The sequence below is a fragment of the Aminivibrio sp. genome (assembly GCF_016756745.1).
In the GTDB taxonomy this organism is placed as follows: domain Bacteria; phylum Synergistota; class Synergistia; order Synergistales; family Aminobacteriaceae; genus Aminivibrio.
Genome location: NZ_JAESIH010000018.1, coordinates 1 through 13,597, shown reverse-complemented (window position 1 = coordinate 13,597; position 13,597 = coordinate 1). Strand labels below are relative to the sequence as shown.

Below are 13,597 nucleotides of genomic sequence, written 5' to 3'. Positions count from 1 at the left end.
GATCTTATGGAGTTGAAGATGGTGTATACACTAGGCGTCATGTCCTTTCTCCTTTTTAGGACTAGCGCGACGGTGGCGCATGGTCGCCGGGCGGTGATTCGCGTACGGTTTATTTGTGAGTAATTTTATTACTCGAAATGTGTTTTGTCAAATGGTCAGGCGGGGGGAATTGGAAGGGCAAGGCACTTCTCTGTTGCACAGATATAGGCTACGCGAAAAGGGAAAACCTCTATGGTTTTCCCTTTTCGAAAACTAACGACTCTCTTTACATTTTACGAACCGACTAAAAAACGAGAACACTAAGGTTTTAACCAATCACTATCGGGGCGAACTATCAACCTTGCATTATTATACGCCATTTTCATCGTAAGGCAAGTACGCCCGATGTATCTTCCGGCATTCTCTTCGCGGGAAAGCGCCAATGCCAGATCGGGAACTTCGTTGTTCGTAAGGCATATTGGTATCAGCAGCTGTATTTGTCCACGGTAATATTGGGGAACCGCTGTTTTATAGTTGGATTCGATTCGTTTTATGGTGTTTTTCAGGGCTCCATCAAAAAGTCCCTTGATCTGAAGGTATGGCATTGAACGAACCTGGGACGGGAATCGGGATAAGTTTTCAGCTTCCGACAAAATGTGATCGTACTGGGGAAAAACTGTATAATGTGTATTGAATATCAATAAAGATGGGTCCGAGAAATAATCGGCTCGACGTGGCAAAGGGTATCCAAGCACTGCCGCCTGATATGTCGTAAGGAACGATTGCAGTTTCCAATCCTGCCTTTGTCCGGGATCGTTTGTTAGAAAAGTGGCGAAAATGGGCTCGTAGCTCTTATCAAAAAGTCCGGTATTGAAAACACAGACCGATTTGTCGGCGGATATGTATAAAATATTATTTTTTTCAGCCTCTTCGGCTGCGCTATATTCGACGTAAACCTTGTTGAAAGTGTGAAAGATGTAGCTTTTGAGAATAGCGAGGGACCGTCCTGCGACGGCATCTCCCCAAACTTCGGGCAGCGCTATGGAGGCCAGGAGTGATAGTTTGCGATCCCAGGAAGGGCAATAGGCGAAATCAAAGAGTTCCATGAAGATTTCTCCTTCATTATGCGGATTTGTATGCCTTGTTAGATGTTGCCATTTTGAACGTTTGCCGCTATCGTGCGTTCATTGCCTTGTCCATCTGAGATGTTGTAGGGCGGTGGTGCTGTTGTTGGTGGCGAGGGCGCGCTTCGCCCCGGTGAAGGCGGCGAAGCGGCTCTGGAATTCGGTGACGAAGGGGCCCTGGACGACCCAGCCGGTGTCGAGAGGCTCGACAAGAAGTTCGCGCTCGCGCTGGTCGAAGTAGGGCTTTGTGATGGGGATTTTCATGCTGCTACGCCTTCTTCCTGCGCTGCTCGACAAGTTCCATGTGGGCGCTGCGCCATTCGATGAGTTTGCGCAAGCCCTCTTCGAGTTCGATGCTATAGGTGAAACCGAGGTCCTCGGCGGCAAGGCGCGGGTCGCCGATGCGGTTAGTGACGAAGGTTTTTCCGGCAGGCTCGTACTGGATCTCCTGAGTTGAGCCGGTGACTTTGAGGATCATCTTCGTGAGGTCGAGGATGGAGGTCTGGACACCGGAGCCGACGTTGTAGTTCTTGTCGGTCGCCGTGGCCTTCATGGCGCAGACGTTGGCGCGGGCGACGTCGCTGACGTAGATGAAGTCGTACGCCTGGGAGCCGTCTCCGTAGACCTGCGGGGAGAGCCCCTGGTCGAGACGGTCGAGCATCTTCATGATGACGGCGATATAGGTTCCCTTGTAGTCCTGGCGAGCGCCGTAGACGTTCATGTAACGCAGTCCGGCGTAGTCGAGGCCGTAGCGGTGGTAGTAGGCCCGGCACATGTGTTCGCAGGCGATTTTGGTGGCGCCGTAGAAGGTTTTGTTATTGTAGGGGTGGTCCTCGGTCATGGGGAGTTCGAGGGCGTCGCCGTAGACGGATGCCGAGGATGAATAGACTAACTTTTTAACGTTATGGCGGGCGCAGGCTTCCAGCACGTTGAAGGTGCCTTCGATGTTAGTGTGGAAGGCGCTGCGGGGGTAGTCGTAGCAGTGGAGCAGCCAGAGCGCGGCGAGATGGACGACGTAGTCTTTCCCCTTGACGGCTTGGTCGAGGATGTCAGTCTGGAGCATGTCGCCGCCGAGTTCGAATACCTTGACGCGGGGGTCTTTGAGGGCGTGAGCGATATTGTCGTGGGTTCCGCGGCAGAAATTGTCGTAGATGACGATCTCGGCCACGTCCTCCTTGACGAGTTCGTCGACGACGTGGGAGCCGATGAATCCAGCGCCGCCGATGACGAGTATTCTGGAGCCTCGAATGTCGCGTGCGGGTGTCTGCATAATCATATCTCCTTTGAGGTTGTTTACTGTATTATGCCAGAAGGGAGCTGACAATACACTCCCCTGCGTTTCCGTTTCCAAAGAGGGATCCGGGAAAATGACGCGTCTGGGAAAGCGAAGCAACACCTGCCGCCAACTCTTCCGCTTTTGGGCCGCAGAGAATATTCCAACCTGAATCTACGATCTCCCTCCACCCCGTATCAGGCATAACTACCGCAGCCCTCTTGCCCGCGTAGTAAGCCTCCTTCTGATACCCGCCGCTGTCGGTTACTACGGCTGCACAGTCCTGAGTGAGGGACATGAGGTCAAGGTAACCGATGGGTTCCGTTGCCTGCAGACTGCCCGCCAGACCACCCAGCCCGAATTCGACAATACGCTTGCGGGTTCTGGGGTGAATGGGCAAAAGAATTTCAAGCCCCGTTTCCTTTTTCACCCGCACAAGTCCCTCGAGGATGCTCCTGAGAGAGTCCTGGTTGTCCACGTTGAAATCGCGGTGCAGGGTGGCGATAATGTATCGGCCTTCCTCCAGTCCGTACTGTTCCCGTGTCTCTTTCGGGGTAAACCGAGGCTTCATCTTTAGGTACAGGTCATACATTACGTCGCCAGCAACAAAGACGCCTTCTGTTATTCCTTCTTTTTCAAGGTTCTTCGCAGCCAGATCGGAACAACAGAAGAGATATTTGGATATATGGTCGGTGAGGACCCGGTTTATTTCTTCGGGCATGTCTTTCGGACTCTGCCTGATTCCGGCCTCCACGTGAGCCACGGGGATCTTAAGTTTTGAAGCGGCCAATGCCCCGGCTACAGTAGTGTTTGTGTCGCCATATACGAGGACAAGATCAGGTTTTTCTTTCAGAAGAAGATCCTCGAACTTGATCAGTACTTCTGCAGTCTGCTTTCCATGAAAACCGGAGCCCACGCCGAGAAAATAATCCGGCTGCTTCATGTCGAGTTCCGTGAAAAAGATGTCGGACATGTTGGCATCGTAGTGCTGGCCTGAATGGACAAGGATGTGGTTCCACGCGTTTCGCCGGCGCACTTCTGCGCCGATGACCGCTTCTTTTATGAACTGGGGACGGGCTCCAACGAGAGATACAACTTTTTTCATGGGGTTCTCCTGTATTAAGGCAAGAGGCGAGAGGCGAGATTCTTCGCTTCGCTCAGAATGACAATGCCTGACTTTTTTCGGCTCAGAATGACAATCCTAGATTCTACTTTAGCGCTCAGAATGACAATTCAAATGCAGATTCCTCGTCGCGAAAATCTGCTCCTCGGAATGACAAAAGACCGAATGCTTTTAGAGTAATTTTATTACTCGAAATGCGTTCTGTCAAAAAGTTAGAGGGAGTTTCTTCCGAGGATCTGGACTGCTCTTCCGGTTCTCGCCGATTCGTATGCCGCCTGGATTATCTCCACGGTCTTTCTTCCTTCCCTGCCCGTGAGGAGGGGTTCCGCTTTGCCGTCCAGAACATCCAGCACATGGCGGTAGAAGGGAAGGTGACCGAAACCGTAGACGCTCGAAGGGTTGGTATTGGCTTCATCAACCTCGTTGTCCATCGGGTCCGGGGCGTCGAACTGCCACTGCTCTATTTTGTTGAGGGCCACGCCGCCGATGCGCACGGTGCCTTTTTCCCCGAGGAGGGTAATGCTGCCCTCGAGATTCTTCGGGTAGGTGAGGTTGGTGACGTTGATGCTGCCCAGGGCGCCGCTTCGGTATTTCAGGTTGACGGTGATGGTGTCCTCCGCCTCGATCCTCCTCGCGAGGGTGGCGCTGAATGCCTGGACGGATTCCACCGCACCGCCCATCCACTGCATCATGTCCACGTAGTGAGAGGCCTGGTTGCTGAGGCACCCACCATCGAGCTCCCAGGTGCCCCGCCACTTCGCCTGATCATAGTAGTCCTGGGGGCGGGTCCAGAAGACGTTGGACGAGAGCAGATAGAGACGTCCGAAGCGGCCGGCCTCCAGGGCCCGGCGCAGCAGGGCGATGGTCCGATTGAACCGGTTCTGCTTGACGACGAAGTATCCCACTCCCTTTTCGTCGCAGGCATCGATGGCCCTGTCCACGGAGGAGAGGCTGGTGCCCGCGGGCTTCTCGGAGAGGGCGTGGCGACCGTACCGGGCTGCAGTCTCCACATGAGTCGGGTGAAGGCCCGATGGGGTGCATATGGATACTACATCTGATTTCACTGCCTCGAGCATGGATTCCATGGACGGGAAGGGCTGGCAGCCGGTCCTTTCTGCCACGGCGCAGGCCCGGTCAGGAACGGGGTCGCAGCAGGCTAGGAGCTTTGCCCGGCTTTCCTTTTCGAGTTCAAGAAGGGTATCTACATGGTTCTTGCTGATCCGGCCGCAGCCGGCGAGGGCGAATGTGTGCATGACTCTACCTCCCGAAAGGTTGTTTTTTGCGCATTTTTTCAAGTTCTTTCCCGCCTTTTTCCGTCAAACGATACTGTTGCAGACGGCTTTTCGGTCTGTCCGGTATCGTCATCTCAATCAGTCCGGATTCCAGCGCGGGGGCGAGGTATTTTTGGCGAAAGTGTTCAGCATTTTTCAGCCCTAGCCTGGCCTGAAGTTCACGCCTGCTCATTTCACCGTGAAACGCGGAAAGGAAAAGAACTTCCATGGCGACTTCCGTGGTGACTTCCATGGTAACTTCCGTGGTGACATCCTTTTTGTCCGCGGTCGGCAGATAGACAATGGTTCTGAAGATGTCCCCCTCCATTAGTTCCGGCATTCTGCCTCCGTATGCTTCACCGTATTTTGTAAGGTTGCGCACACCGGAACCAAGTTCGTCCGCACGGCCTATTTCCCTGAAAAACCTGGCAATTACCGGGTTTTTAGGGAAAGGAGAGAATGACTTGGGGTCAATCAGCCCGAATCCATGGGATTTATTGCTGTTTTCTGTGCGTACATCATCTTTTCCGATGATGAGCTTTGCGGGAAAGGGGTTTGAATATTCTCTGTGGATGAGGATGTTTGATGCGATTTCCCTGAATATCAGCTCCCGCAGGCTAAAGCGCGTGTCTCGTTCAAGATGGAAGGGGTCAGGTAGATGTTTTGCGATAAATGCCATGATCCTGTCGTAGCTGTCGATCAGGTTTGTGTGAACGACGTCGCGGTCATCGTAACGGTCAACATTTTTTATACGCAGGATCAGATCAGTCCGATGATGGGGAACTGCGGAAAGTATGGATTCGTCCTTTCCGAGCAAAAGGATACCCGCCAGGGTAATACCGCTTTTCCCCGTTTCAAGGTTCACCTGGTGCAGTTGCGCACTTTTTAACAGTTCCATATCATCCATGCGCGTCCAGGGATGATCCTTTCGCTGGATTCCCGCTATTTTCCTGACGCGGGCTATAAGGTCTTCGCGGAGATCTGCGAGTTCGGCATGGGAGTAGATACGGTTCTCCGAGTAGGAGTTTTGTTTTCGTATGTAAAGCTCCGCCACAGACCGGGTATTTCCCGTGATATCGATATCTCCGTCCTCGCTGCGGTCAAAAATTCGCCCTGCGCAGCGATGCACCTGAGAACTCTCGGGAACAAAGACCTGCAGGATCGTGACACCGTCTATTTCGATTTCATTCAAGGCCAGGTAGGGCGGCGGACTGATTTTTTCCCGATTGTTCAAAGTCGAGGCAAATTCTCTTTTTATTCTGGAAATGTTACCCTGATCAATTCCTGTAATTCTACCGTCATCGGCTACTCCAAGAAGAATATTTCCCCCGTTCCGGTTGAGAAAGGCACATACTGTTTGGTACACGCTTTTGCTGAGAGCCCGCCCTGATTCTTTAAACTCAATGGTCAGACCTTCTCCCTTCCGGATAAGGCTGCGGATCCGCTCAACCTCATTCAGATCAGCGTTCATTTTGGTAATGAGGCTTGTACCTTGTGACTTCATAACAGCACGATGTTCTCCCGTTCTTTCCCGCCGTAGACGTTCTTGGTATCCAGGACGAGGGAGGCGTGGTTCTCCACGAGGCTGTAGTCCACTCCCTTTTTGTGAGCCGTGGTGACGATGACGGCGTCGTAGGCTGCAAGCGCTTCAGGGGTGAGTTCGATTGATTTTCTCGTTCCCCCGGGGCGTTTCGCCTTCGGGCAGTAGGGGTCGAAGTAGTCAACCGCGGCGCCTTTATGTTCGAGCTCGTCCCAGACCTTGAGGGCCGGGGATTCGCGGAGGTCGTCGATGTCGCCCTTGTAGGCAACACCCAGCAGGAGTATCCGGCTTCCCTTCATGGGCTTGCACCGGTCGTTGAGGAGGTCCTGGAGGCGGGTGACCACGTAGGCGGGCATCTCGTCGTTGATGTCGCCGGCCATCTCGATGAGGCGGGTGTGGTAGTCGTGGGCCCGGGCCTTCCAGGTGAGGTAGTACGGGTCGATGGGAATGCAGTGCCCTCCCACGCCGGGACCGGGGTAGAAGGGAACGAAGCCGAAGGGCTTGGTGGCGGCCGCGGCGATGACCTCCCAGATGTTGACGCCCATCTTGTGGCAGATGATGGCCATTTCGTTGGCGAGAGCGCAGTTGACGATCCGGAAGGTGTTCTCGAGGATCTTGGTCATTTCCGCTTCCTTGGGGGTGGAGACGGCAAATATAGGCGCCTGGAGAACGGCCTCGTAGAGCGCCTTGGCGTGTTTGGTGCATTCTGGGGTGCATCCGCCCACGACCTTAGGGGTGTTCTTGGTCTTGTAGAGGAGGTTGCCTGGGTCCACCCGCTCGGGGGAGAAGGCGAGGTGGAGGTCCTTCCCCACGGTGAATCCCTTTTCCTCGAAGATGGGCTTAAGGATCTCCTCGGTGGTGCCGGGCCACGTGGTGGATTCAAGAACCACGAGCATGTCCTTGTGGGCATACTGGGCGACGGTGCGGGCGGAGGTCTCCACGTAGGTCATGTCGGGCTGCTTGTAGCGGTCCAGCGGAGTGGGGACGCAGATAGCCACCACGTCGCACTCGGCGATCCGGCTGAAGTCCCCGGAGGCGCAGAGGTGCCCGTTGTTGACGAGACGTGTGAGCTCCTCGGGGACCACGTCACCGATGTAGTTTTCTCCCCGGTTGACGGAGTCGCACTTTTCCTTCTGTACGTCGAACCCGATGACGGAAAAGCCCGCTTTCGCCTTTTCCACGGCCAGGGGGAGGCCCACGTAGCCGAGGCCGATTACTCCGACCCGTGCCGTTTTGCCGGTGATTTTTTCCAGTAGTGTCATGTGTATATCATCCTCTATTTGTCGAAGAAAATTTGGTTTTCGATGAGCTGCTCTTCAGGAACGGACCGGAGAACCTTCGCGGGGGAACCCACGACGATCGTCCGGGAGGGAACGTCTTTCGTGACCACGCTGCCGGCGGCCACAAGGGCGTCCTCTCCGACGGTCACTCCCGGAAGGAGGGTGGCGTTGGCGCCTATCCTGGCTCCCTTTTTGAGGGTGGGGCCGCCGAAGTGTTTTTTGCGATCCTCAGTGCGACCGAGGAAGTTATCGTTGGTGAAGGCCACGCAGGGAGCGATGAAGCAGTAATCTTCCACGGTGGACATGGCGGTGATGTAGGCCTCGGTCTCGATCTTGCATTTCCGGCCGATGGTTGTTTTGTTCTCTATGGTGACGCCCCGGCCGATGATGGTGAGCTCGCCTATGGCAACGTCTTCGCGGATGGAGGCAAGATCCCCCACGAAGACCCCGTCGCCCAGGACGGCCCCCCGGTAGATGACACAGTTGGCGCCGATGGTGACGGCACGCCCCAGAACGAGGGGGGGGAGAACTCTGGGCTCTCCCGTGGTGGCGGAGAGGGACGCCTTTGCCGGCTGCTTGCCGAGCACGGCCCCGTCGAGGATCTTGCAGTTTTCGCCGATGCGGACGCCCCGCCGGATGACCACGTTATGGCCGATCTCCACCCCAGGGCCGATTTCCACATCGTCTTCTACGACCACATTGTGCCCGAGAGTCGCTGTTTCGGGAATGAACACGGTATTCGAAACGCTCATAGTTTACCTCTCACCGGATAAATTGTATTCTTTGAGAAATTTTATTGCTCATGCGAGGTAATGTCAATTTTTTGGTCTCTTGACACCTCCGGGAGTCACCCCCTGAGGTGAGGGATTATCCATTTTTTATAGAGAAACAGCGGAATATCTACGAAGCTATAGATGTCCAACCCGCTCTGTTATGAGTGGGCTGGAATGCAGGTCATACAATCACTCTCCGTAGAATTTCCGGTACCACTCCACAAACCGCTCAATTCCTTCTTTTACCGGAGTGGCTGGCTTGTAACCAAAAGACTTTTCAAGGTCAGATGTATCTGCCCACGTGACAGGCACATCTCCTTTTTGCAGGGGCAGGTAGTTTTTTTGCGCTTTTTTCCCCAAAGCGGCCTCGATTGCTTCGATAAAGTCCATCAGGCGGACCGGCGAGGAGTTCCCGATGTTGTAGATTTTATAGGGCGCCGGGGAGCTTGCGGGGGAAGGGCATGCGCCGCTCCATTGTTTGTCTGGTTCCGGAGGGTTGTCAAGAACCCGGAGTATGCCTTCGACGATATCGTCCACGTAGGTGAAGTCCCGGCTCATTTCACCGTTATTAAAAACGTCGATGGGCTTATTTTCGAGGATGGCCTTGGTGAAGAGGAAAAGGGCCATGTCGGGGCGCCCCCAGGGGCCGTAGACGGTGAAGAACCGCAGCCCCGTGGTGGGGAGGTTGTAGAGTTTGCTGTAGCTGTGGGCCATCAGTTCGTTGCTTTTTTTGGTGGCTGCGTAGAGGCTGACCGGATGGTCCACGCTGTCGGAAGTGCTGAAGGGCATGGTTTCGTTGAGTCCGTAGACGGAGGAGCTGGAGGCGTAGACGAGGTGCTCGACGCCGTTGTGCCTGCACCCTTCGAGGATGTTGAGCGTACCGGTGATGTTGGAGTCTATATAGGCGTGGGGGTTGACCAGGCTGTAGCGAACCCCGGCCTGGGCTGCCAGGTGGATTACCCGCTGGAACGTCTCCCGTTCAAAAAGGTCGGCTGTTCCCTGGCGGTCGGCAAGATCAAGCCGGAGGAAGCGGTATTTCGGATAGCAACCGCTTTGGACTTCTTTGTTCCACAGAACCGCCTTTTCGGGGTCAATGCCGCACTCTTTCAGCCGTCCGAATTTGAGGCGGACATCATAGTAATCGTTTATGTTATCGATTCCGACGACTTCATCTCCCCGCTCGATCAGGCGGAGAGCGGTATGATAGCCTATGAAACCGGCGGTTCCCGTTACCAGTACTTTCATGGGATCAAAGCCTCCCGTCGATTGCGTTTTTATCGAAAATCCCCTTCACGTCAAAAACCACGCCGTCAGAGGGTACAAGAGAGCGGGGGTCGATTTCCCTGAACTCGTTATGGCCTACGGCCACGACGACGGCGTTGAAAGGTGTTTGCTTCGCTTCGGCGAGATCAGAGAGCATCGTTAGGCCGTATTCTTCTTTTACCTCCAGGGGGTCCGCCCAGGGGTCGAACACGGAAACACGACACCCGAAGTCCTGCAGCTCCCTGATGATGTCCATCACCCGACTGTTGCGGATGTCAGGGCAGTTTTCCTTGAAGGTCATGCCGAGGACAAGTACCCTGGCTCCGTCGATGGGCTGTTTTTTTGATCATGAGCTTTATCACCCTGCCGGCCACATAGGCGCCCATGGCGTCGTTGATCCGGCGTCCGCTGAGAATGATTTCCGGGTGATACCCCAGTGATTCGGCCTTGTAGGTCAGGTAATAGGGATCCACGCCGATGCAGTGCCCGCCGACCAGCCCGGGGCGGAAGGGAAGGAAGTTCCACTTGGTTCCGGCGGCTTCGAGGACACTCAGGGTGTCTATTCCCATTTTGTCGAATATCAGGGCAAGCTCGTTCACGAAGGCGATGTTGATATCTCTTTGGGTGTTCTCTATTACTTTTGCGGCCTCGGCTTCCTTTATGCTTCCGGCAGGATGGGTGCCTGCGGAGATGATACTTTTATACAGGGCGTCAACCTTTTTTGCCGTTTCGACAGTAGACCCGGAGGTAACCTTTTTTATGGAGGTGACCGAGTGGTTCTTGTCGCCGGGGTTGATTCTCTCCGGGCTGTAGCCGCAGAAGAAATCTTTGTTGAAAACCAGGCCGCTCGTTTTTTCAAGAATGGGGACACATTCTTCTTCCGTGCATCCGGGGTAGACGGTAGATTCGAAAATGACGATGTCGTTCTTTTTCAGGACACTGCCGACGGTTTCACTGGCTTTCCGGAGGGGGGTGAGATCCGGGCGCTTGTGATCGTCCACCGGTGTGGGCACTGTAACGATAAACACGGTGCAGTGCTTGATATCCGCCGGGTTAGAGGTGAAAGAAAGATGGGGTGAAGCGGAAAGGTCAGCCTGGGAAACCTCCAGCGTCCTATCAATGCCTGAGCTGAGCTCCTGGATTCGCCTGGGTTTTATGTCAAAGCCCGTGGTCGGGTATTTTTTTCCGAACTCAACGGCAAGCGGAAGGCCGACATATCCAAGACCGATGATCGCAATTCGAGTGGTGCTTTCCATCTGAGAGCCTCCATAATTGAATGAAGAAAAAGCAAGGATGATTTTCGAGTAATTTTATTGCTCATAAAGGGGAATGTCAATTTTTTGTCTCTTTTCTCTTTGGGGGAAAGGCAAAAGCGAGATTCTTCGCCCCCTCAAGGGCGAGATCCCCCCCCTTCGCTTTTGTCGTCCTGAGGCCGGATTTCTGGCCGATCGCGCAGCATCCCGCTTTTGTCATCCTGAGCGAAGCGATCGCGAAGCATCCCGAGCACAGCGAGGGAAGGATCTCGGTCTTGGTCTTTCGTCCATTAGGGGCAAGGCGAGATCCTTCGGCCAAAAAAGCCAGCCTCAGGATGACAGAACAGACGTCGTCCTGAGCAACGCGATCGCGCAGCATCCCGAGCATAGCGAGGGAAGGACCTCGCTTTGTCGTCCTGCGCGAAGCGAAGGACCTCGGGGTTGATCCTTCGTCCATTAGGGGCAAGGCAAGATCCTTCGGCCAAAAAAGCCGGCCTCAGGATGACAGAACAGACGTCGTCCTGAGCGAACGCGATCTCGGAGCATCCCGAGCATAGCGAGGGAAGGACCTCGCTTCTGTCGTCCTGAGCGAAGCGAAGGACCTCGGTCTTGGTCTTTCGTCCATTAGGGGCAAGGCGAGATCCTTCGGCCAAAAAAGCCGGCCTCAGGATGACAGAACAGACGTCGTCCTGAGCGAACGCGATCGCGCAGCATCCCGAGCACAGCGAGGGAAGGACCTCGCTCTTGTCGTCCTGAGCGAAGCGAAGGATCTCGGGGTTGATCCTTCGGCTCTCAAGCCCAGATCCTTCGTCGCTGCGCTCCTCAGGATGACAGGAGCGGCTTGTCGTCCTGAGGCCGGGTTTCATGGCCGATCGCGAAGCATCCCGCTTTTGTCATCCTGAGCGAAGCGAAGGATCTCGGGGTTGATCCTTCGGCCATTAGGGGCAAGGGCGAGATCCTTCGGCCAAAAAAGCCGGCCTCAGGATGACAGAACAGACGTCGCCCTGAGCGAAGCGATCGCGGAGCATCCCGAGCATAGCGAGGGAAGGACCTCGCTTCTGTCGTCCTGAGGCCGGATTTATGGCCGAAGGACCTCGGTTTGTCGTCCTGAGGCCGATCTTCATGGCCGATCGCGCAGCATCCCGAGCATAGCGAGGGAAGGACCTCGCTCTTGTCGTCCTGAGGCCGGATTTATGGCCGAAGGACCTCGGTTTGTCGTCCTGAGGCCGATCTTCATGGCCGATCGCGGAGCATCCCGAGCACAGCGAGGGGAGGACCTCGCTCTTGTCGTCCTGAGCGAAGCGAAGGACCTCGGTCTTGGTCTTTCGTCCCTTAGGGGCAAGGCGAGATCCTTCGGCCAAAAAATCCGGCCTCAGGATGACAGAACAGACGTCGTCCTGAGCGAAGCGATCGCGAAGCATCCCGCTTTTGTCGCCCTGAGCGAAGCGAAGGATCTCGGGGTTGATCCTTCGGCTCTCAAGCCCAGATCCTTCGTCGCTTCGCTCAGGATGACAGGAGCGGCTTGTCGTCCTGAGCGAAGCGAAGGATCTCGTTTTTGTCGCCCTGAGCAACGCGATCGCGAAGCATCCAGAGCACAGCGAGGGGAGGACCTCGGGGTTGATCCTTAGTCCCTCAAACCCAGATCCTTCGGCTCTCAAACCCAGATCCTTCGTCGCTGCTCTCCTCAGGATGACACGAGCGCTTTGTCGTCCTGAGGCCGATCTTCATGGCCGATCGCGCAGCATCCCGCTTTTGTCATCCTGAGCGAAGCGAAGGACCTCGGTCTTGGTCTTTCGTCCCTTAGGGGCAAGGCGAGATCCTTCGGCCAAAAAAGCCGGCCTCAGGATGACAGAACAGACGTCGTCCTGAGCGAAGCGATCGCGGAGCATCCCGAGCATAGCGAGGGGAGGACCTCGCTCTTGTCGTCCTGAGCGAAGCGAAGGACCTCGGGGTTGATCCTTCGGCTCTCAAACCCAGATCCTTCGTCGCTGCTCTCCTCAGGATGACACGAGCGCTTTGTCGTCCTGAGGCCGATCTTCATGGCCGATCGCGGAGCATCCCGAGCACAGCAAGGGGAGGACCTCGCTCTTGTCGTCCTGAGCGAACGCGATCGCGAAGCATCCCGAGCACAGCAAGGGGAGGACCTCGCTCTTGTCGTCCTGAGCGAACGCGATCGCGAAGCATCCCGAGCATAGCAAGGGGAGGACCTGGTTTTAAGGCCTTCAGAAGCAAAAATCAGATTCTTCGTCGCTTCACTCCTCAGAATGACAGCAGGACCGTGATCCTCCCCCTTCGGGGACGCTCCCTCCACTTCGTTCTGGGTGCTCCGCGAGCGCGATCGGGCGATGGAACAGCCCTCAGGATGACAGCAAGGCCCAGATCCTTCGGCTCTCAAGCCCAGATCCTTCGTCGCTGCGCTCCTCAGGATGACACGAGCGGCTTGTCGTCCTGAGGCCGATCTTCATGGCCGATCGCGCAGCATCCCGAGCACAGCGAGGGGAGGACCTCGGTTTGTCGTCCCTCAAGATCCAGATCCTTCGGCCAAAGGGTTTTATCCATAACACTGAGGGGTTTTTAAATTTGTGGTAACCCCACGAGTCACAAATTAGTTTGTGACTCGTAAAAAGACGAATGATATTCACAAAATGGTTTATGCATATTGAAGGAGTCCGACCATTTCAAAAATTCTTTCGTCCTCCAGCGATATTGAGCAGGGTA

11 protein-coding genes are annotated in these 13,597 nt (G+C 55.2%); all 11 read right to left on the bottom strand.

Annotation, left to right across the window (positions count from 1 at the left end):
- Nucleotides 1-299: 299 nt before the first annotated feature.
- The gene (locus tag JMJ95_RS01205; protein WP_290681433.1) at nt 300-1,085 is read right to left on the bottom strand and encodes a DUF3825 domain-containing protein; all 786 of its coding nucleotides are present in this window, start codon (nt 1,083-1,085) and stop codon (nt 300-302) included.
- A gap of 78 nt (nt 1,086-1,163) precedes the next feature.
- Nucleotides 1,164-1,367 carry a DegT/DnrJ/EryC1/StrS family aminotransferase gene (locus tag JMJ95_RS01200; protein WP_290681430.1) on the bottom strand — a complete coding sequence of 68 codons (204 nt, stop codon included), beginning with the start codon at nt 1,365-1,367 and terminating at the stop codon, nt 1,164-1,166.
- Between the two features lie 4 nt (nt 1,368-1,371).
- Nucleotides 1,372-2,373, bottom strand: a complete 1,002-nt coding sequence (locus tag JMJ95_RS01195; protein WP_290681427.1) for an NAD-dependent epimerase/dehydratase family protein — start codon at nt 2,371-2,373, stop codon at nt 1,372-1,374.
- 31 nt (nt 2,374-2,404) lie between these two features.
- Nucleotides 2,405-3,481 (bottom strand): non-hydrolyzing UDP-N-acetylglucosamine 2-epimerase, encoded by a 1,077-nt coding sequence (wecB, locus tag JMJ95_RS01190; RefSeq protein WP_290681424.1) that lies wholly within the window; start codon nt 3,479-3,481, stop codon nt 2,405-2,407.
- Nucleotides 3,482-3,711: 230 nt separating this feature from the next.
- Entirely contained in the window at nt 3,712-4,752 is a 1,041-nt protein-coding gene (locus JMJ95_RS01185) for a Gfo/Idh/MocA family oxidoreductase (protein ID WP_290681422.1), read from the bottom strand.
- 4 nt (nt 4,753-4,756) lie between these two features.
- Nucleotides 4,757-6,274, bottom strand: a complete 1,518-nt coding sequence (locus tag JMJ95_RS01180) for a Fic family protein (protein WP_290681420.1) — start codon at nt 6,272-6,274, stop codon at nt 4,757-4,759.
- Nucleotides 6,271-7,572, bottom strand: coding sequence for a nucleotide sugar dehydrogenase (locus tag JMJ95_RS01175; protein ID WP_290681417.1), 1,302 nt, complete (start codon nt 7,570-7,572; stop codon nt 6,271-6,273). Before JMJ95_RS01175 ends, JMJ95_RS01180 begins: the two co-directional genes overlap by 4 nt.
- Nucleotides 7,573-7,586: 14 nt before the next feature.
- Nucleotides 7,587-8,342, bottom strand: a complete 756-nt coding sequence (locus JMJ95_RS01170; RefSeq protein ID WP_290681414.1) for a DapH/DapD/GlmU-related protein — start codon at nt 8,340-8,342, stop codon at nt 7,587-7,589.
- A gap of 210 nt (nt 8,343-8,552) precedes the next feature.
- The gene (locus tag JMJ95_RS01165; protein ID WP_290681411.1) at nt 8,553-9,608 is read right to left on the bottom strand and encodes an NAD-dependent epimerase; all 1,056 of its coding nucleotides are present in this window, start codon (nt 9,606-9,608) and stop codon (nt 8,553-8,555) included.
- 4 nt (nt 9,609-9,612) lie between these two features.
- The gene (locus JMJ95_RS01160) at nt 9,613-9,882 is read right to left on the bottom strand and encodes a UDP-glucose/GDP-mannose dehydrogenase family protein (RefSeq protein WP_290681408.1); all 270 of its coding nucleotides are present in this window, start codon (nt 9,880-9,882) and stop codon (nt 9,613-9,615) included.
- Nucleotides 9,883-9,901: 19 nt separating this feature from the next.
- On the bottom strand, nt 9,902-10,882 hold the full coding sequence (locus JMJ95_RS01155) for a nucleotide sugar dehydrogenase (protein WP_290681405.1): 981 nt from the start codon (nt 10,880-10,882) through the stop codon (nt 9,902-9,904).
- Between the last annotated feature and the right edge of the window lie 2,715 nt (nt 10,883-13,597).